The organism is Microbacterium sp. 22179, from assembly GCF_052045715.1.
GTDB classification, from domain to species: Bacteria; Actinomycetota; Actinomycetes; order Actinomycetales; family Microbacteriaceae; genus Microbacterium; species Microbacterium galbinum.
The window spans coordinates 955,286-973,553 of record NZ_JBQEPJ010000001.1 but is presented as its reverse complement, the minus strand read 5'-3'; the positions used below and the strand labels follow the sequence as shown (position 1 = coordinate 973,553).

Annotated in this window: 16 protein-coding genes; 8 read left to right on the top strand and 8 right to left on the bottom strand. The window is 69.1% G+C overall.

Annotated features, from left to right (window positions below; translation table 11 throughout):
- Position 1: 1 nt before the first annotated feature.
- From ACTJKK_RS04795 to tkt, 5 genes are read right to left on the bottom strand one after another with little or no spacing between them, the layout of a single operon-like run.
- On the bottom strand, positions 2-937 hold the full coding sequence (locus tag ACTJKK_RS04795) for a glucose-6-phosphate dehydrogenase assembly protein OpcA (RefSeq protein ID WP_247956313.1): 936 nt from the start codon (positions 935-937) through the stop codon (positions 2-4).
- Positions 934-2,484 carry a glucose-6-phosphate dehydrogenase gene (gene zwf, locus ACTJKK_RS04790; protein ID WP_247956312.1) on the bottom strand — a complete coding sequence of 517 codons (1,551 nt, stop codon included), beginning with the start codon at positions 2,482-2,484 and terminating at the stop codon, positions 934-936. Before zwf ends, ACTJKK_RS04795 begins: the two co-directional genes overlap by 4 nt.
- Positions 2,485-2,506: 22 nt before the next feature.
- Entirely contained in the window at positions 2,507-4,114 is a 1,608-nt protein-coding gene (locus ACTJKK_RS04785; RefSeq protein ID WP_247956311.1) for a glucose-6-phosphate isomerase, read from the bottom strand.
- A complete protein-coding gene (gene tal, locus ACTJKK_RS04780; protein WP_440747156.1) occupies positions 4,111-5,223 on the bottom strand; it encodes a transaldolase in 1,113 nt (370 codons plus the stop codon). Before tal ends, ACTJKK_RS04785 begins: the two co-directional genes overlap by 4 nt.
- A complete protein-coding gene (gene tkt / locus ACTJKK_RS04775; RefSeq protein WP_440747205.1) occupies positions 5,220-7,331 on the bottom strand; it encodes a transketolase in 2,112 nt (703 codons plus the stop codon). The genes tal and tkt overlap by 4 nt, the downstream gene beginning before the upstream one ends.
- Before the next feature lie 216 nt (positions 7,332-7,547).
- Here tkt and ACTJKK_RS04770 point away from each other — a divergent pair, with 216 nt between their 5' ends.
- Entirely contained in the window at positions 7,548-8,453 is a 906-nt protein-coding gene (locus ACTJKK_RS04770) for a heme o synthase (protein WP_404596767.1), read from the top strand.
- Here ACTJKK_RS04770 and ACTJKK_RS04765 read toward each other — a convergent pair.
- Both ACTJKK_RS04765 and ACTJKK_RS04760 read right to left on the bottom strand, forming a co-directional pair.
- Positions 8,399-8,878: a hypothetical protein gene (locus tag ACTJKK_RS04765; protein WP_440747155.1), complete on the bottom strand. Its 480-nt coding sequence runs from the start codon at positions 8,876-8,878 to the stop codon at positions 8,399-8,401. The two genes, ACTJKK_RS04770 and ACTJKK_RS04765, sit on opposite strands and share 55 nt — an antisense overlap.
- An 82-nt stretch (positions 8,879-8,960) precedes the next feature.
- On the bottom strand, positions 8,961-10,103 hold the full coding sequence (locus ACTJKK_RS04760) for a COX15/CtaA family protein (protein ID WP_440747154.1): 1,143 nt from the start codon (positions 10,101-10,103) through the stop codon (positions 8,961-8,963).
- Positions 10,104-10,334: 231 nt separating this feature from the next.
- On the opposite strand from ACTJKK_RS04760, the gene sufB reads away from it, so the two are divergent.
- The 7 genes from sufB to ACTJKK_RS04725 are packed head-to-tail and all read left to right on the top strand — an operon-like array spanning position 10,335 to position 16,914.
- Positions 10,335-11,753 carry a Fe-S cluster assembly protein SufB gene (gene sufB / locus ACTJKK_RS04755; protein WP_247622257.1) on the top strand — a complete coding sequence of 473 codons (1,419 nt, stop codon included), beginning with the start codon at positions 10,335-10,337 and terminating at the stop codon, positions 11,751-11,753.
- A 1-nt stretch (position 11,754) separates the two neighbouring features.
- Positions 11,755-12,960, top strand: a complete 1,206-nt coding sequence (gene sufD / locus ACTJKK_RS04750; protein WP_440747153.1) for a Fe-S cluster assembly protein SufD — start codon at positions 11,755-11,757, stop codon at positions 12,958-12,960.
- On the top strand, positions 12,957-13,283 hold the full coding sequence (locus tag ACTJKK_RS04745) for a non-heme iron oxygenase ferredoxin subunit (RefSeq protein WP_247622259.1): 327 nt from the start codon (positions 12,957-12,959) through the stop codon (positions 13,281-13,283). Before sufD ends, ACTJKK_RS04745 begins: the two co-directional genes overlap by 4 nt.
- Entirely contained in the window at positions 13,284-14,054 is a 771-nt protein-coding gene (sufC, locus tag ACTJKK_RS04740) for a Fe-S cluster assembly ATPase SufC (protein ID WP_247622260.1), read from the top strand.
- A gap of 9 nt (positions 14,055-14,063) precedes the next feature.
- Positions 14,064-14,399, top strand: coding sequence for a metal-sulfur cluster assembly factor (locus tag ACTJKK_RS04735; RefSeq protein WP_247622261.1), 336 nt, complete (start codon positions 14,064-14,066; stop codon positions 14,397-14,399).
- On the top strand, positions 14,399-15,553 hold the full coding sequence (locus ACTJKK_RS04730) for a MalY/PatB family protein (protein WP_440747152.1): 1,155 nt from the start codon (positions 14,399-14,401) through the stop codon (positions 15,551-15,553). Before ACTJKK_RS04735 ends, ACTJKK_RS04730 begins: the two co-directional genes overlap by 1 nt.
- The gene (locus ACTJKK_RS04725; RefSeq protein WP_440747151.1) at positions 15,550-16,914 is read left to right on the top strand and encodes an MFS transporter; all 1,365 of its coding nucleotides are present in this window, start codon (positions 15,550-15,552) and stop codon (positions 16,912-16,914) included. Before ACTJKK_RS04730 ends, ACTJKK_RS04725 begins: the two co-directional genes overlap by 4 nt.
- On the opposite strand, the gene ACTJKK_RS04720 is transcribed toward ACTJKK_RS04725, so the two are convergent.
- Complete coding sequence (locus ACTJKK_RS04720) at positions 16,883-18,214, bottom strand: acyltransferase family protein (protein WP_440747150.1); 1,332 nt, start codon at positions 18,212-18,214, stop codon at positions 16,883-16,885. The two genes, ACTJKK_RS04725 and ACTJKK_RS04720, sit on opposite strands and share 32 nt — an antisense overlap.
- Positions 18,215-18,268: the final 54 nt, after the last annotated feature.

The following is an 18,268-nucleotide window of genomic DNA, read 5'->3' as shown; positions in this document are numbered from 1 at the left end:
GTCACTCTCCTGTCTCGGGCGGGCCCAGCTTCTCCCAGCCCTCGGTGATCACTCGACCGTACAGGAGGTCGGGATCCAGGCGGCGCAGTTCCTCGGCGAGGCATTCGCGAAGCGTGCGCCGGGGGAGGTGCAGGTCGTGGTTCGGCTGATCGGGCTGCGTGAGCTGGGCGACGCCGGGCGAGGGGCGCTCGAGCAGGATGTCTCCCGACTCGCGGGTCAGCCGTACGGAACGGATGCCGTCGTGCCAGACCTCCGGCTGCTCGGAGAACCAGCGCACCGGAACCTCGAGAGCGAGCTGCAGCCAGGCGGCCAGTAGCGCGGTCGACGGGGAGGCGGCGGCGCCGCGGACCTCGATCGCGGTGATCGGCTCGAACGGCGGCTGATCGAGCACGGCCGCGAGCTGCTCGCGCCAGTGCGTCAGACGGGTCCACGCGAGGTCGGTGTCACCCGGGGCGTGGGTCTTGCCGAGGAGCGCGAGGCGGTCGCGCACGTCGTGCGCGGTCGCGGCGTCCGTGATCCGGCGCTGGGCGATCCGGCCCAGCGGCGACGACGACGGAGAGGTCGGTGCCTCTTCCGGCCACCAGGCCACGACCGGAGCATCCGGCAGCAGCAGGCCCGTGATGAGGCTCTCCTCATTGCTCGCGGCGTCGCCGTAAGCGTGCAGGACGACGACCTCGCTAGCTCCGGCATCCCCGCCGACGCGGATCTGGGCGTCGAGACGGGACTCGCCCTCGCCCGTGGTGAGCACGATGACGCGCATCGGGTGCTCGCGCGATGCGTCGTTGGCCGCGTCGATGGCCGCCTCGGCGACGCCGTTGCGGGCCGAGATCACGAGGGTCAGCACGCGGCCGAGGGCGACGGCGCCGCCCTCTTCGCGCACCTTCACGAGCTGCTTGGCGACCTGGCTGACGGTCGTGTCGGGAAGGTCGATGATCACGGTCGTCTCCAGACTCGTCCGTCGCGGGCCAGCAGGGCGTCGGCGGATGCCGGACCCCACGAACCGGGTGCGTACTGCTCAACCGGGCCGCCCTCGGACGCCCAGAACTTCTCGACGGGGTCGAGGATCTTCCACGAGAGCTCGACCTCCTCGTGCCGCGGGAACAGCGGCGGATCGCCCAGCAGGACGTCGAGGATGAGGCGCTCGTAGGCCTCGGGGCTGGCCTCGGTGAAGGCGTGGCCGTATCCGAAGTCCATCGTCACGTCGCGCACGTTCGACCCGCTGCCCGGCACCTTCGAGCCGAAGCGGATCGTGACGCCCTCGTCGGGCTGCACGCGGATGACCAGTGCGTTCTGACCGAGCTCCGAGGCGTTGCCGCGTCCGAACAGGTGCTGCGGAGCGCGGTTGAAGACCACGGCGATCTCGGTGACGCGGCGGCCCAGTCGCTTGCCGGTGCGCAGGTAGAACGGCACACCCGACCAGCGGCGCGTGTCGATCTCGAGCTTGATCGCGGCGTACGTCTCGGTGGTCGACTCGGGGTTCATGCCCTCCTCGTCGAGGAAGCCGGTGACCTTCTCGCCGCCCTGCCATCCACCCGCGTACTGGCCGCGCGCGGTCGCCTGCGAGAGGTCGTCGGGTACGTGCACCGCTGCGAGGACCTTCTCCTTCTCGGCGCGCAGATGCTCGGCGGAGAGGCTGATGGGCTCCTCCATCGCGGTGAGCGCGAGCAGCTGGAGCAGGTGGTTCTGGATGACGTCGCGCGCGGCGCCGATCCCGTCGTAGTACCCCGCGCGCCCGCCGACGCCGATGTCCTCGGCCATCGTGATCTGCACGTGGTCGACGTAGTTGCGGTTCCAGATCGGCTCGTAGAGCTCGTTGGCGAAGCGCAGAGCGAGGATGTTCTGCACCGTCTCCTTGCCCAGGTAGTGGTCGATGCGGAAGATCGAGTCGGCCGGGAACGCGACCTCGAGCGCGGCGTTGAGCGCACGCGCGGAGTCCAGGTCGTGCCCGAACGGCTTCTCGATCACCACGCGCCGCCAGCGCGAATCCTCGTCGGCATCCTCCCCGACCAGTCCCGAGTCCTTCAGCTGCTTCGCGACGAGCGGGAAGTCCTTCGGCGGGATCGACAGGTAGTAGGCGTGGTTGCCCATGGTGCCGCGTTCGACGTCGAGCTGGTCGACGGTGTCCTTCAGCTTCTGGAACGACTCGGGGTTGTCGAACTCGCCCGAGACGAACCGGATGCCCTGCAGCAGCTGCTCCCACGTCTCCTCACGGAACGGCGTGCGCGCGTGCTGCTTGACGGCCTCGTAGACGACCTGGGCGAAGTCCTGGTCCTCCCAATCGCGTCGGGCGAACCCGACGAGTGCGAAGCCGGGCGGGAGCAGACCGCGGTTGGCGAGGTCGTAGACCGCCGGCATGAGCTTCTTGCGAGACAGATCTCCGGTGACGCCGAAGATCACCAGGGCGCTGGGCCCGGCGATCCTGTTGAGACGGCGGTCATCGGGATCGCGCAGCGGGTTGTGCCCGCGCGAGAGGGGAACAGACATCGGTGGGGGATTCTCCTGCTGACTACTTCTGTGCGGCTTCGAAGAGGGTGAGCACGTCGGCCGACGAGTCGGTGATCGTCAGGGAGACGACGGGGCGACCGTGCTCGGCCAGGACTGCGGCGTCGCCGGCAGCCTGAGCCTCGATGAGCTGGCCGAACGTGAACGGTCGCTCCGGGATCTCGAGATCGACGTCGGTGCGCTCGAGGATCTGCAGGAAGACGCCCTGGGCGGGGCCTCCCTTGTGGTACTGACCCGTGGAGTGCAGGAATCGCGGTCCCCAGCCGAACGTCGTCGGGCGGCCGGAGTCGGCGGCGACGAGCTCGCGGAGACCCTGCAGCTGCGGGACCTCGAGGCGGTTGACGTAGGCCTGGATCGAGACGTAGCCGTCTTCGGCGAGCTGCGCCCACAGGGCGTCCAGCACGCCTTCGACGGTGCCCGAGACGGCGAGAGCCGGGTCGGACACGCGCACCTCGACGCCGTTCTCGGTGAACGCCGGAGCGGTCGGCTCCGGGCGCGCGTCGAGAAGACCGCGGGCCGCGACCTTCGCCGACTCGACGTCGGGCTGGTCGAACGGGTTGATCCGCAGCAGGTGGCCGGCGATCGCGGTGGCGTACTCCCAGACGATGAGCTGCGCGCCGAGCGAGCCGCTGACGAGGATCTCGCCCTCGTGACGCTCGTGCAGGTGGAACTCGTTGGCGTCGTCGACGAGACGGACGATCTGGAGGTCGGCGGGCTTCGAATCGAGCTCGGGGGAGACCGGCAGCAGGACCACGGGGAGGATTCCCGTGCCGTCCTTGCCCGTCGACTCGGCGATCAACTGCTCGATCCAGTCCGGCAGGCCCTTGATGTGGGTGCCGTCGGTGATGAGGCCGAGCTTGTCGCGGCGGGGATCGGTCGCGGCGATGGCCGCGCCGAGGCGTAGTGCAGGGTTCTCGGCCGAGTCGACCGCGACCTCGAGCAGCGAGGCCTCGGCCTCGTTCAGGAGCTCGTCGATGTCGACGCCCGCGAGGCCGGACGGCACGAGGCCGAACGCGGTCAGCGCGGAGTAGCGTCCGCCGACGTTCGGGTCGGCGTTGAACACGCGGTAGCCGGTCTCGCGCGCCGAGACGTCGAGCGGGGAGCCCGGGTCGGTGACGACGACGATGCGCTCCAGCGGGTCGATGCCGAGGTCGCGGAAGGCGGCCTCGAACGTGCGGCGCTGGGAGTCGGTCTCGACGGTCGAGCCCGACTTCGAGGAGACGACGAGCACGGTGTCGGCGAGTCCTTCGTCGAGGGCCGCGAGCACCTGGCCCGGGGCCGTCGAGTCGAGGATCGTGAGCGGCTTGCCCGCGGTCTGAGCGATCACCTCGGGGGCGAGCGACGATCCGCCCATGCCCGCGAGAACGACGCGGTCGACGCCCTTCGAGGCGAGCTGTTCGCGGAGTGCGACGATCTCGTCGACGAGCGGACGCGAGACCGAGACGGCCTCGACCCAGCCCAGACGGATGGAGGCCTCGGCCTCGGCCGCCGGGCCCCAGAGGGTCGGGTCTCCGCCGGTGATCCGCGAGGCGACCAGGTCGCGCACGAGTGCGGGGACGACCTCGTCGATCGCGACGCGAGCGTCGCCGGAGGCGTGGATGCCGAAGGTCATCGCTGTGCCTCCAGCGTCTCGGCGACCTGCGCGAGCAGGTCGTGCCAGGAGTCGATGAACTTCGCGACGCCCTCGTCCTCCAGCACCTGGGTGACGTCGACGAGGTCGATTCCGACCTCCGCCAGTGCGTCGAAGACGGCGTGCGCCTCGGCGTAACCGCCCGTGATGGTGTCACCGGTGACGACGGCGTGGTCGAAGGTCGCCTCGAGCGTCTTCTCCGGCATCGTGTTCACGACGCCGGCCGCGACGAGCTCGGTCACGTAGAGCGTGTCGGGCAGCGAGGGGTCCTTGACGCCGGTGGAGGCCCAGAGGGGGCGCTGCAGGTTCGCGCCGGCGGCGAGGAGATCCTGCGCGCGCTTCTCGGCGAACTTCTTCTCGAACAGCTCATAGGCCAGACGCGCGTTGGCGAGGCCGGCCTTGCTCTTGAGGGCCTTCGCCTGATCGGTGCCGATCGCGTCGAGGCGCTTGTCGGTCTCGGTGTCGACGCGCGACACGAAGAACGAGGCGACCGAGTGGATGCCGGCGAGGTCGATGTCCGCCGCCTGCGCGCGCTCGAGGCCCGCGAGGTAGGCGTCGATGACCTCTTCGTAGCGCTCGAGGCTGAAGATCAGGGTGACGTTGACGCTGATGCCCGCGGCGATCGCCTCGGTGATCGCCGGCAGGCCCGCCTTCGTCGCGGGGATCTTGACGAGGAGGTTGGGACGGTCGATCTTGCTCCACAGCTCCTTGGCCGACGCGACGGTGCCGTCGGTGTCGTGAGCGAGGTCGGGGGAGACCTCGATCGACACGCGGCCGTCGACGTGGTTCGAGGCCTCCCACACCGGACGGAACACGTCCAGTGCGGCGGCGACGTCCTGAGTGGTGGCCGCGAACACGGCCTCCTCGGCGGAGGCGCCGGCGGCGGCGAGCTCGGTGACCTGGGCGTCGTACGACGTGTTGCTCTTGTCGGTGAGCGCGTTGGCGAAGATCGTCGGGTTCGTGGTGACACCGACGACGTTGCGCGTCTCGATCAGCTCGGCGAGGTTGCCGGAGGAGATGCGGGTGCGCGAGAGGTCGTCGAGCCAGATGCTGACGCCGGCGGCGGCGAGCTGTGCGGTGGGGGTGCTCATGCGTTCTCCTTGGTGCTGTGTGCGGCGATGGTCTCGCGAGCGGCCGCGATCACGGCCTCCGTGGTGATACCGAACTTCTGGAACAGGGTCTTGTAGTCGGCGGATGCGCCGAAGTGGTCGATGCCGACCGAGCGTCCGCGGTCGCCGACGATGCCGCGCCACGTGAGCACGGAGCCGGCCTCGACCGACACGCGCGCGGTGACGGCGGCGGGGAGCACGCTCTCGCGGTACGCCTCGTCCTGCTCGTCGAACCACTCGAGCGAGGGGGCCGACACGACGCGCACGCCGATTCCCTCGGAGGCGAGTGCGGCGCGGGCCTCGACGGCGAGCTGCACCTCGGATCCGGTGGCGACGATGATGACGTCCGGGGTGCCGTTCGCGGCTTCCGCCAGCACGTAGGCACCGCGGGCGGTGCGGTCGGCCGAGGCGAAGACCTCGCCTTCCGCGTCACCCTCGCCGCGCTCGAACACCGGGATGTTCTGACGGGTGAGGGCGATGCCGGCCGGACCCGCCTGGCGGCGCAGGATCTCGAGCCAGGCGGCCGAGGTCTCGTTCGCGTCGGCGGGGCGCACCACCGCGAGGTTCGGGATGGCGCGCAGGGTCGCGAGCTGCTCGATCGGCTGGTGCGTGGGTCCGTCCTCGCCGAGCGCGACGGAGTCGTGGGTCCAGACGAAGACGCTGGGTACGTTCATGAGCGCGGCCAGACGCACGGCGGGGCGCATGTAGTCGCTGAAGATGAGGAACGTACCGCCGAAGGCGCGCGTCTTCCCGTGCAGCACGATGCCGTTGACGATCGCGCCCATGGCGTGCTCGCGGATGCCGAAGTGCAGCACGCGGCCGTACGGGCTGCCCGACCACTCGTGGGTGGACCACTCGGCCGGGATGAACGACGGGGCGCCCTTGATCGTCGTGAGGTTCGACTCGGCGAGGTCGGCCGATCCGCCCCAGAGCTCGGGGAGCTCGGCGGCGAGGGCGTTGATGACCTGGCCGGAGGCCGCACGGGTCGAGACGTCCTTGCCGGCCTCGAAGACCGGCAGGGTGTTCTGGATGTCGGCGGGCAGTTCGCCCGCCTCGAGGCGGTCGAGGAGCTGCTTGCGCTCGGGGTTCGCCGCGGCCCAGGCGTCGAAGGACTCCTGCCACTCGGCACGGATGCCGGCGGCGCGGTCGGCGAGACCGCGGGTGTGGGCGATGACGTCGTCGGCGACGACGAACGTCTCCTCGGCGTCGAAGCCGAGGACCTTCTTGGTGGCGGCGAGCTCGTCGGCGCCGAGCGCCGAGCCGTGGATCTTGCCGGAGTTCTGCTTGCCGGGCGATGGCCAGCCGATGATCGTCTTGAGGATGATGAGCGAGGGCTTGGAGGTCTCGCCCTTCGCGGCGTCGATGGCCGCGTTCAGCTCGGCGACGTCCTCGACGTACTCGCCGGTCTTCTTCCAGTCGACCGTCTGCACCTGCCAGCCGTAAGCCTCGTAGCGCTTCGCGACGTCTTCCGTGAAGGCGACGTTGGTGTCGTCCTCGATGGAGATCTGGTTCGAGTCGTAGATGGCGATGAGGTTGCCGAGCTGCTGGTGGCCCGCGAGAGAGGAGGCCTCGCTCGTGACGCCTTCCTGCAGGTCGCCGTCACCGGCGATGACGTAGACGAAGTGGTCGAACGGGCTGGTGCCCGCTGCCGCCTCGGGGTCGAACAGGCCGCGCTCGTAGCGGGCGGCGTAGGCGAAGCCCACGGCCGACGCGAGGCCCTGACCCAGGGGACCGGTGGTGATCTCGACGCCCCTGGTGTGACCGTACTCGGGGTGTCCCGGCGTGAGCGAGCCCCAGGTGCGGAGCGCCTTCAGGTCGTCGAGCTCGAGGCCGAAGCCGCCGAGGTAGAGCTGCACGTACTGCGTGAGCGAGGAGTGTCCGACCGAGAGGATGAAGCGGTCGCGACCGAGCCAATCGGTGTCGGTCGGGTCGTGCCGCAGCACGCGCTGGTAGAGGAGGTAGGCGGCAGGAGCGAGGCTCATGGCCGTGCCGGGATGCCCGTTTCCGACCTTCTCCACGGCGTCCGCCGCCAGGAGGCGAGCGGTGTCCACCGCGCGCCGATCGATCTCATCCCACTGCAATTCCGACACGTTCATGCCCTTTCCGACAGTTTCGAGGGCGCCCGTATTCCCTGCGCCTCCGCATTGTCACGGAGAGTGTGCACAGCGCCGGGCGCGAGTGTTTTCAGCATAGCGGGGTGGGTCCGACCCCAGACCCCGTCTTACGCTCCGAGTCCGCCCCGCCGCGTGCCCTAGACTGGAAGGGTTGTCATGACGCGTGTGGAGGAGGCGATCGAGATCTCGACGATGTCTGATCAGACCGTGGGGAAGCGGTCCATCGGTCGCACGGTGAAGGCGTACGTCGCCCTCACCAAGCCGCGCGTCCTCGAGCTGCTCCTCGTGTCGACCGTGCCGGTGATGTTCCTGGCGTACGGCGGCATGCCCGATCTGTGGCTGGTGCTGGCGACCGTGATCGGCGGCGCGATGAGCGCCGGCTCCGCCGCGGCGTTCAACATGTACCTCGACCGCGACATCGACGCGCACATGCATCGCACCGAGAACCGCCCGCTCGTGACGGGTGAGGTCACCCCGCGCGGCGCGCTGGTGTTCTCCTGGACCCTCGCGGTGCTCTCGACGGTCTGGCTGCTGGTCACCACCAACTGGCTCGCGGCCGCTCTCTCGGCTTTCGCGATCTTCTTCTACGTCGTGATCTACACGATGCTGCTCAAGCGCCGCACCGAGCAGAACATCGTCTGGGGCGGGATCGCCGGGTGCTTCCCGGTGCTGATCGGCTGGGCGGCCGTGACCGGATCGCTCGACTGGCCCGCGTTCATCCTGTTCCTGCTGATCTTCCTGTGGACGCCGCCGCACTACTGGCCGCTGTCGATGAAGTACCGCGACGACTACGACGACGTCGACGTGCCCATGCTCGGAGTGACGCGCAACGCCTCGCAGGTCGGACTCCAGGTCATCCTTTACGCGTGGGCGACGCTGGCGTGCTCGCTGCTGCTGGTGCCGATCGCGAACATGGGCCTCGTCTACACGGTGTCCGCCCTGGTCTTCGGAGGATGGTTCATCTACGAGTCGCACCGCCTGTACAACCGTGCGGTGCGGGGGACCGAGGCGCGGCCGATGCGAGTCTTCCACGCCTCGATCACCTACTTGACGTTGATCTTCGTCGCGGTCGCGGTCGACCCGCTGCTGCCCTTCTGATCGTCGGTCTCGGCATCCGCCGCGACGTCGTCGTTCACCGGAGTCCCGAGAGCCCGATCCGCTGAGGTTTCTTCGTCGACGGCCGTGACCGTCGCCTCACCGACCGGAGCGGTCGTGTCATCGGCCTCGGTCGTCCAGTCGATCGGCTCCACGACGACGGGCGTCGGCGCAGGGATCAGCGACTGTACGGCGACGAGGGCGACGGCGAGGAGGATGCCGAGCACGCCCGCGCCGAGCAGCGCGGAGCCGACGACCACCAGCGACTGACCGACGTAGACGTCAACCCCGGTCGCGGTGTTGTCGAGGAGCGTCGTGGTCATCGTCCCGATCTGCCCGGAGATGAGCCACCCACCCACCGCGGTCGAGGCGAGGGCGAGCACGAGGAGCAGCCAGAATCCGATGCTGCGTGTCAGTGACTTGTTCATGCCGACCACGATCACGGACGCGCTGATGACTCCGGTATGCGCAGCCTATGGATCGGCTGTCCGCGGACTCTGAGACGTTCGTTCAGCCGGCGGAGGGGGCGCTGACCTCGTCGGCTGCCGGGCGCTTCAGCTTCAGCACGACGACGGTGTAGGTCGCTGCCGAGAGCGAGGCGAGCACCATGTGGATGCCGACCAGCAGAGGCGGGAGTCCCGCGCGCGCCTGCCAGACCCCGACGCCGACCTGGACCGCGATGGCCAGGACCAGGACGACGAGCCACTTCCGCGGCGGGAGGCGCAGCGCCCAGGCGGCGATCGTCAGGGCGAGCACGAGAGCGGCGAGGATGTACCCGGGCCAGGAGTGCACGTGCGCGAGCACGGTCGCGTCGAATCCGTGCCGCAGCACGTCCTGGTCGCCGGAGTGCGGGCCGGATCCGGTCGTCAGCACGCCGAACAGGATGGTGACCGCGAGCGCCAGCCCGGTGACGTGGCTGAGGATCATGAACCAGGTCGGCACCGCGCGCTCGCGCGGTCCCGGAGCCGCGTACAGGCGCACCAGGAATGCGGCCGTGACGCACACCAGGAGCAGGGACGACGTGTAGTGGAATCCGACGATGAACGGGTTCAGGCCGGTGAGCACCGTGATGCCGCCGACGAGTGCCTGCGCCATGACGCCGGCGAACACGACCCAGGCCAGGACGAGGAGATCGCGGCGCGCCGAGGTGCGACGCGTCGTGTGGATCGCGGCGGCAATCACCGCGAGGAGCAGGACCGCGGATGCCACGGGGAACGCGGGCACCGGAAGGCCGGTGAGGGTGACGAGAGCGAACGCGGCCGCGGCCGCCACGATGCCGCCCGCCGCATAGCGGAGCGCGCGGAAGACCGAGCGCGATCCGTCGGTCAGGTGCAGCACGAGCAGCACGACCACCAGCGCGATGACGCCCACGACGCCGGTCATCAGCCGGTTGCCGAACTCGATCGCGCCGTGGATGCCCTGGTCCGCCAGGATCGGCACGAGGGACTCCGGTGTGCAGAGCGGCCACTCCGAGCATCCGAGTCCGGAGCCCGTCAGGCGCACGGCCCCACCCGTCCCGATGATGATCGTCTCGGTGAGGAACGACAGCCACGCGAACACGCGGAGGACGCGTCCCCACGGCGAAGTGAATGCTGCGGGTCGCAGATCGAGCGCCGCGGCGGTGGTGCGGGCGGGCGTGGCGGTGTCGGGCATGGGGCCTCCGGCGCGCTTCGCGCAGGACGGGCGGCCCGTCCGCGAAGCGGAGCCTGTAGAATCGGATTGTTGCGATGCGCGCTCGAGGGCGCGGAAGCATCGATAACAGTTTAGGCGCGAAGGATGCGCCGGTGATGAGGGCCCACCAGCGGCACCCGCTCCCCGCAGACTCGACGGGGATCAGGTGTGTCGGGGCGGATGACACCGTTGAGGCCCAATGAGGAGAGTGTGATGTCGGATGTGCTGATCGACCGCCCGGAGCTCGATGGCCTGGGGGTGTACGAGTTCGGCTGGCACGACGCTGACGCCGCCGGCGCCGTCGCGAAACGCGGGATCTCCGAAGAGGTCGTCCGCGGTATCTCGGCGCTCAAGAGCGAACCCGAATGGATGCTGAAGACCCGGCTCAAGGGCTATCAGCTGTTCGGCCGCAAGCCGATGCCGACCTGGGGCGCCGACCTCAGCGACATCGACTTCGACAACATCAAGTACTTCGTGCGCTCGACCGAGAAGCAGGCGCAGTCGTGGGAGGACCTCCCCGCCGAGATCCGCGAGACCTACGAGCGCCTCGGTATCCCGGAGGCCGAGCGCCAGCGTCTCGTCGCCGGCGTCGCCGCGCAGTACGAGTCCGAGGTCGTCTACCACCAGATCCGCGAGGACCTGGAGCAGCAGGGCGTCATCTTCATGGACACCGACACCGCTCTCCGCGAGCACCCCGAGTTCTTCGAGGAGTACTTCGGCTCGGTCATCCCCGCCGGCGACAACAAGTTCGCCGCCCTCAACACGGCCGTCTGGTCGGGCGGCTCCTTCGTCTACGTCCCCAAGGGCGTGCACGTCGAGATCCCGCTCCAGGCGTACTTCCGCATCAACACCGAGAACATGGGGCAGTTCGAGCGCACCCTGATCATCGCGGACGAAGACAGCTACGTGCACTACATCGAGGGCTGCACCGCTCCGATCTACAAGTCCGACTCGCTGCACTCGGCCGTCGTCGAGATCATCGTGAAGAAGAACGCCCGCGTTCGGTACACGACGATCCAGAACTGGTCGAACAACGTCTACAACCTCGTCACCAAGCGCGCGGTCGCGCACGAGGGAGCGACGATGGAGTGGGTCGACGGCAACATCGGATCGAAGGTGACGATGAAGTACCCGTCGATCTACCTCATGGGCGAGCACGCCAAGGGCGAGACGCTCTCGGTCGCCTTCGCCGGCCCCGGCCAGCACCAGGATGCCGGCGCGAAGATGATCCACATGGCTCCGTACACGCAGTCGTCGATCGTCTCGAAGTCGATCGCCCGTGGCGGCGGTCGCGCGGGATATCGCGGCGAGGTCCGCGTCGATGCGAACGCCCACCACTCGGCGAACACCGTGCGATGCGACGCGCTGCTCGTCGACACCAAGTCGCGCTCCGACACCTACCCGGCGATCGACATCCGCGTCGACGACGTGCAGCTCGGTCACGAGGCCACCGTCTCCAAGGTCAGCGAGGAGCAGCTCTTCTACCTGCAGTCGCGCGGCATGCCGGAGGACGAGGCCATGGCCATGATCGTGCGCGGCTTCATCGAGCCGATCGCGCGCGAGCTGCCGATGGAGTACGCGATGGAGTTGAACAAGCTCATCGAGATGGGCATGGAAGGATCGGTCGGCTGAGATGACCTCCCAGACGACGACGCCCACGGCGTCGCACTATTCGAGCGCGCACGTCGACCCGGCGGCGCAGGTGGCGGACGCCGGCTTCGTGCCGGTGCAGACCCGCTCCGAACGCCCGCACTCCTTCGAGCCCGCCGATTTCGGCGTGCCGACGGGGCGCGAGGTGAACTGGAAGCACACCCCCGTCGCGAAGCTGACGGCGCTCTTCGAGACCGCCGCGCAGAACGACGGCGTCTCCTACGAGTTCTTCGCCGGAGAGCAGTACCTCGCGGCACCACTCGCGATCGGCGCGGCTCCTCGCGGCGAGTTCTTCCGCGGCGAGGACATCACCGGCGCGGTTGCCTGGCAGGGTGCCACGGAGGCGATGCACATCCGCATCCCGCGTGAGGAAGAGGTCGCGGAGCCGATCCTCCTCACCATCGAGGGTCGCGGTGCCGAGAAGCGCGCCGACGCCCACATCGTGATCGAGGCTCTCGAGCACAGCTCGGCGACCGTCGTGCTGAACCACATCGGTGCCGCGCAGTACGCGCAGAACGTCGAGATCATCGCCCGCGCCGGGTCGCGTCTCACCGTGGTGACCCTCCAGCAGTGGCAGGATGCCGCGGTGCACACGTCGGCGCATCAGGCCCGTGTCGATGCGGATGCCGTGCTCAAGCACTTCGTCATCAGCTTCGGTGGCGGTGTGGTGCGCGTGAACCCCAACGTGGAGCTCGCGGGTGCAGGCTCGGAGGGCTACCTCTACGGTCTGTCGTACGCCGACGCCGGCCAGCACCTCGAGAGCCAGGTCTACCTGCACCACAAGGGCCCGCACACCAAGGGCGACGTCCTGTACAAGGGCGCGCTGCAGGGCGAGAGCGCCCACAGCGTCTGGATCGGCGATGTGCTGATCGGCCCGGATGCCACCGGCACCGACTCCTACGAGGCGAACCGCAACCTCGTGCTCACCGAGGGCGCCCGCGCCGACTCGATCCCGAACCTCGAGATCGAGACGGGCGACATCCTCGGCGCCGGACACGCGAGCGCGACGGGTCGTTTCGACGACGAGCAGCTCTTCTACCTGCAGGCTCGTGGCATCACCGAGGAAGAGGCACGCCGTCTCGTCGTGCTCGGCTTCCTCACCGACATCGTCCAGCGCCTCGGCATCCCGGCGCTCGAGTCCGAACTCCTCGCTGCGATCGAGGCGGAGCTCTCGGCGGTATCGGCATGAGCGCTCAGCGCGTGTGCGGTGTCGCGGAGCTCGAGCAGGACATGCCGATCCGCGTCGAGCCCGATGGCGTCCCGATCACCGTGATCAAGGACGGCGAGGGCGTGATCCACGCGATCGGCGACACCTGCACCCACGGCGACATCTCGCTCTCCGAGGGCTTCGTCGAAGGTGACACGGTCGAGTGCTGGGCCCACGGCTCGGCGTTCTCCCTGCTCACCGGCAAGCCCCAGAACCTCCCTGCTTACGAGCCCGTCCCCGTCTACGTCGTCGAGATCGACGGCGACGACGTGCTCATCGACCCGACTGTGACGAAGGAAATCTGAATGTCTGTTCTCGAGATCCGCGACCTCCACGTGACGGTCGAGACCGAGGCGGGGGCCACCCCGATCCTCAACGGAATCACCCTGACCATGAACACGGGTGAGACCCACGCCATCATGGGCCCCAACGGCTCGGGTAAGTCCACGCTGGCCTACACGATCGCCGGCCACCCCAAGTACACCGTCACCGGTGGTTCGATCACCTTCGACGGTGAGGACGTGCTCGAGATGAGCGTCGACGAGCGCGCACGCGCCGGTCTGTTCCTCGCGATGCAGTACCCCGTCGAGATCCCCGGCGTGACGGTCACCAACTTCCTGCGCACCGCCAAGACCGCGCTCGACGGCGAGGCCCCCGCGATCCGCGCGTGGACCAAGGACGTCAAGGCGGCCATGGCGAACCTGCGTATGGACCCGAAGTTCGCTCAGCGCAACGTCAACGAGGGGTTCTCCGGCGGCGAGAAGAAGCGTCACGAGATCCTCCAGCTCGAGGTCCTGCAGCCGAAGTTCGCGATCCTCGACGAGACCGACTCCGGCCTCGACGTCGACGCGCTGAAGATCGTCTCCGAGGGCGTCAACCGCGCCAAGGAGGCCACCGGCCTCGGCGTGCTCCTCATCACGCACTACACGCGCATCCTCCGCTACATCCGCCCCGACTTCGTGCACGTGGTCGTCGCCGGCAAGATCGTGGAAGAGGGCGGTCCCGAGCTCGCCGACCGGCTGGAAGACGAGGGATACGACCGTTTCCTCGACCCCGCCGCTCCCATCGAGGCGTAGGCTGACCGCATGACCGCGACCGCGACGCTGACCGACGAGAAGTACGACGAGGTCACCGAGGCTCTGAAGGACGTCATGGATCCCGAGCTCGGGATCAACGTCGTCGACCTCGGACTCATCTACGACCTGGCGTGGGATGACGAGAACGACGCTCTCGTCATCCACATGACGCTGACGAGCGCCGGATGCCCGCTGACGGACGTGCTCGAGGAGCAGACCGCGCAGGCCCTGGACAAGGTCGTCGACCGCTTCCGCATCAACTGGGTATGGATGCCGCCGTGGGGTCCCGAGCGGATCACCGACGACGGCCGCGACATGATGCGAGCACTCGGCTTCGCCATCTGATGCTTGAGGTGAAGGCGCTGCCTCTCTCCGAGCTGCGCCGACGCACGAGCGAGAAGTGGCGCGAGTACCCCGAGGACGTCCTGCCCCTGTTCGTGGCGGAGACGGATTTCCCGCTCGCACCGGAGATCACGGCGTCGCTCCAGCGTGCGCTCGATCTCGGTGACACGGGGTACATCGCGTCGCGGACTCCCCTGAAGGAGGCCTACGCGGCGTTCGCCGAGCGCAGGTTCGGGTGGGCGCCCGACCCGTCCCTCATGCGCAGCACGGCGGATGTGAGCATGGGGATCGTCGAGATCCTTCGCCGGGTCACCCAACCGGGGGAGCGCGTCGTCGTCACCCCTCCGGTGTACCCGCCCTTCTACGACCTCGTCGCGGAGGCCGGCGCGGAGGTCGAGCGCGTGCCCCTGCGCGACACCGGTACGCGCTGGGAACTCGATCTCGACGGCATCCGCGCGGCTTTCGACGACGGCGCCACCGCCATCCTGCACTGCAACCCGCACAACCCGACCGGGACGGTGCACGATCGCGACGCCCTGGCAGCCCTCGCGGATCTCGCCGCCGAGTTCGGTGCGGCAGTGGTCTCCGACGAGATCCACGCACCGCTCGCGCAGCCCGGCACGGGATTCACTCCGTTCCTCGCCGTGAACGATGCCGCCCGCCGAGTCGGCTATGCCGTGGTCAGTGCGAGCAAGGCGTTCAATCTCGCCGGCCTCAAGTGCGCGCTCATGGTGGCAGCCGATGAGACGACGTACGCCGTCCTGCGCGACCTGCCCATCGAGGTCGTCTGGCGCACGGGACAGTTCGGTCTGATCGCTGCCGTCGCCGCGTTCTCGGAAGAGAGCGACGACTGGCTCGACGGTCTGCTCCGCACGCTCGACCAGAACCGCATTCTTCTCGAGGATCTCCTCGTGCGGCATCTCCCGGGGGCGCGTTACCGCCTGCCGGATGCCGGATACCTCGCCTGGATCGACCTGCGACCCCTGGGGTGGGGCGACAACCCCTCGCGACGCATCCTGCGCGAGGCCAAGGTCGCCCTCCACAACGGCTCGGCGTTCGGCGACGAGGGCACGGGGTTCGCGCGCCTGAACTTCGGCACGAGTCCCGAGATCCTCACCGAGGCCATCGAGCGCATCGCGGCGCTCGTCGGGCGATGACGGCCCCGTCGCCCGTCGCGTCGATCTGGGACCGGAGCCGCATCTGGGTCACGACCGGCGCGATCGCGCTGATCTTCCTCGCCGCGATCGAGGCCCTCGCGGTGACGACGGTGATGCCGATCGTCAGCGAGGCCCTCGACGGCGGAGCGCTATATGCGGTCGCCTTCTCGGGTACCCTCGCGACCGGTGTCATCGGCATGGTCGCCGCGGGCGCCTGGTCGGACGCCCGCGGGCCGCGGGGTGCGCTCTACGTCGCGGTCACGCTGTTCCTGGTGGGACTCCTGATCTCGGGCTTCGCCGTCACGATGCACCAGTTCCTCGTCGGGCGACTCGTGCAGGGGCTGGGCGCCGGTGGCCAGACCGTCGCGCTCTACGTCGTCGTCGCGCGGCTGTATCCGCCGCACCTGCACGGGCGGATCTTCGCCGCGTTCGCCGCGGCCTGGGTCGTGCCGTCGATGATCGGCCCCTTCCTCGCCGGAGCGGTGGCCGAGCACATCGATTGGCGTTGGACGTTCCTCGGGGTCGCCGTGCTCACCGGCATCGCGTTCACGGTAATCGCGGTGCGCCTGAGCGGAGTCGATCTCGGGCACGGTGAGCCGCAGGACCGGCGGACGATCGCGACCCGACGGCTGCTCGCGGTCGTCGTCGCCGTTCTCGCCGTCGTGATCGGCTTCACCGCCGACATGGTGCCTCAAGTGCGCTGGCCGGTCGCGATCGGCGCACTGGTGGTCATCGGCATCGCCATCCTCCCGCTGCTGCCCCGAGGTGCGCTCCGGGCCGGACGGGGGCTGCCGAGCGTCGTGCTCATGCGCGGCATCGTCGCCGGTGCCTTCTTCGCCGCGGAGGCGTACATCCCGTACCTGCTCATGGAGCGCTTCGAATTCACGGCGACCTGGGCCGGCATCGCCCTCATGTTCGCCGCGCTCGCGTGGGCCGGGGCATCCGCACTGCAGGGGAAGTACGGCGAACGGCTCGGAAACCACCGCATCACCATGATCAGCCTCTCGCTGCTGCTGGTCGCCCTGCTGTGCGTGCTCCTCGCCGCCCTGTTCGGGATCTCGCCGATCGTGGTCGTGATCGGGTGGGGCCTCGCCGGCGGCGGAATGGGCCTGCTGTACCCACGGCTGACCGTGCTCACGCTCGCATACTCCGATGAGAGCAACCAGGGATTCAACTCCTCGGCGCTCTCGATCTCGGACTCGACGGGCTCGGCGGTCACGATCGCCTTCGCCGGTCTCGCCGTCGCGACGCTCGGAGGCGGAGCGAGCACGTTCTGGGTCGTGTTCGTGTTCTGCCTCGCGCTCGTCGGTGCAGCGGCGATCCCGGGTCTCAGGCTCGGGCACGCGGCCGAACGCTCCTGAGAGCCGAACGGGGGATCCATCGGCCGTGTACCGGCGCGGCCGCCAGGCGGAGAGCGACGACGAGCAGCACGACCGCGATCATCGCCGTGACGGGTGTCGTGCCGGTCACGAGTAGCAGCACCACGCCGATCAGACCGCTCAGCACCGAGAGCGCGATGCGCCAGGTCGCGTCGGTCGGCAGCGGCGGGCGACGCGTCTCGATGCGCGTGAACGGGACCGCCACGAGGGCGGCGAGCGTCAGTGCCGTCGCGAGCCAGAGCGGACGATCCGCCCACCACGCGGCGCTTCCCGCCACCGGGAGCGTGCTGCCGTCGCTGATCGCGAGGATCGCCGTCACGCCCGCCATGGCGAGCAGTACCGGCATGTGCCAGAGGTAGATCGTCATCGTCCGTCGGCCGATGAAGCCGCTCACGACCGCGGCAAGAGGGCGAGCGCTGAGGGCGGACAGGCGGGCGCGGTTCAGCGACAGGGCGCAGGTGTGCACGATACCGACGAGGATCAGCGCGGAGGTCGGCGGGTTGATGTGCGCGATCAGGTCGGGGGAGCAGAGGCCGGTGGCGAAACCGAGAAGGAGGGTGAGCGCTGCGCCCACGCCGATGCGCGCCCGGGTGCGACGGGGCAGGGAGTCGATGCTGCCGTCGGCGAGGAAGAACCCGATCTGCTGGAGCGCGAGCCAGACGAACGCCAGGTTGAGGAACCCGAGGGCGTCGACTCCGCTGATCGCCCTCGCCGCGTCGACGGTGGCTGCGCCTGCGACCAGCACGGCGAGGACCAGGAGCGGCCGAGTCCGGTGCAGGTGCACGAGCGCGGGCAGGAGTGCCTGGCACAGCAGGAAGACCGCGAGGAACCACAGCGGCTGCCCGTACCGGTAACCCGCGACGGCGATGAGGTCCGCGGGGACCCCGAACAGCGTCAACGTCCACAGCGCGACGCCGATCACGGCGATCGTGACCACGGCGGGCCGCAGCAGTCGGTGCACCCGCCCCGCGATGAAGCTCCGCGCGTCGCTCCCGCGGGCGACCGCCGAACGGTAGGCGAGCAGTCCGGAGAACCCGCCGATGACGAAGAACAGGGGCATGACCTGCAGAGCCCAGCTGACGGGCACGATCCACCACGTGCCGGTGCTGGCGTTGTCGAAGGCGGGGCGTCCGTCGACCACGGAGACGCCGACCATGATCGCGTGCAGCAGCACCACGCCGATCACGCAGAGCGAGCGGACGAGGTCGATGCCGGTGTCGCGGGTGCCGCGAGCCTCGGCGCTCGGGATGTCTCGGACGGGGGGTGCCTGCACGATGGCCATGAATCCTCCTGGGGAACGGTCTTCCCGGAGGTTATGGACGCGGTGCGGCGGAGG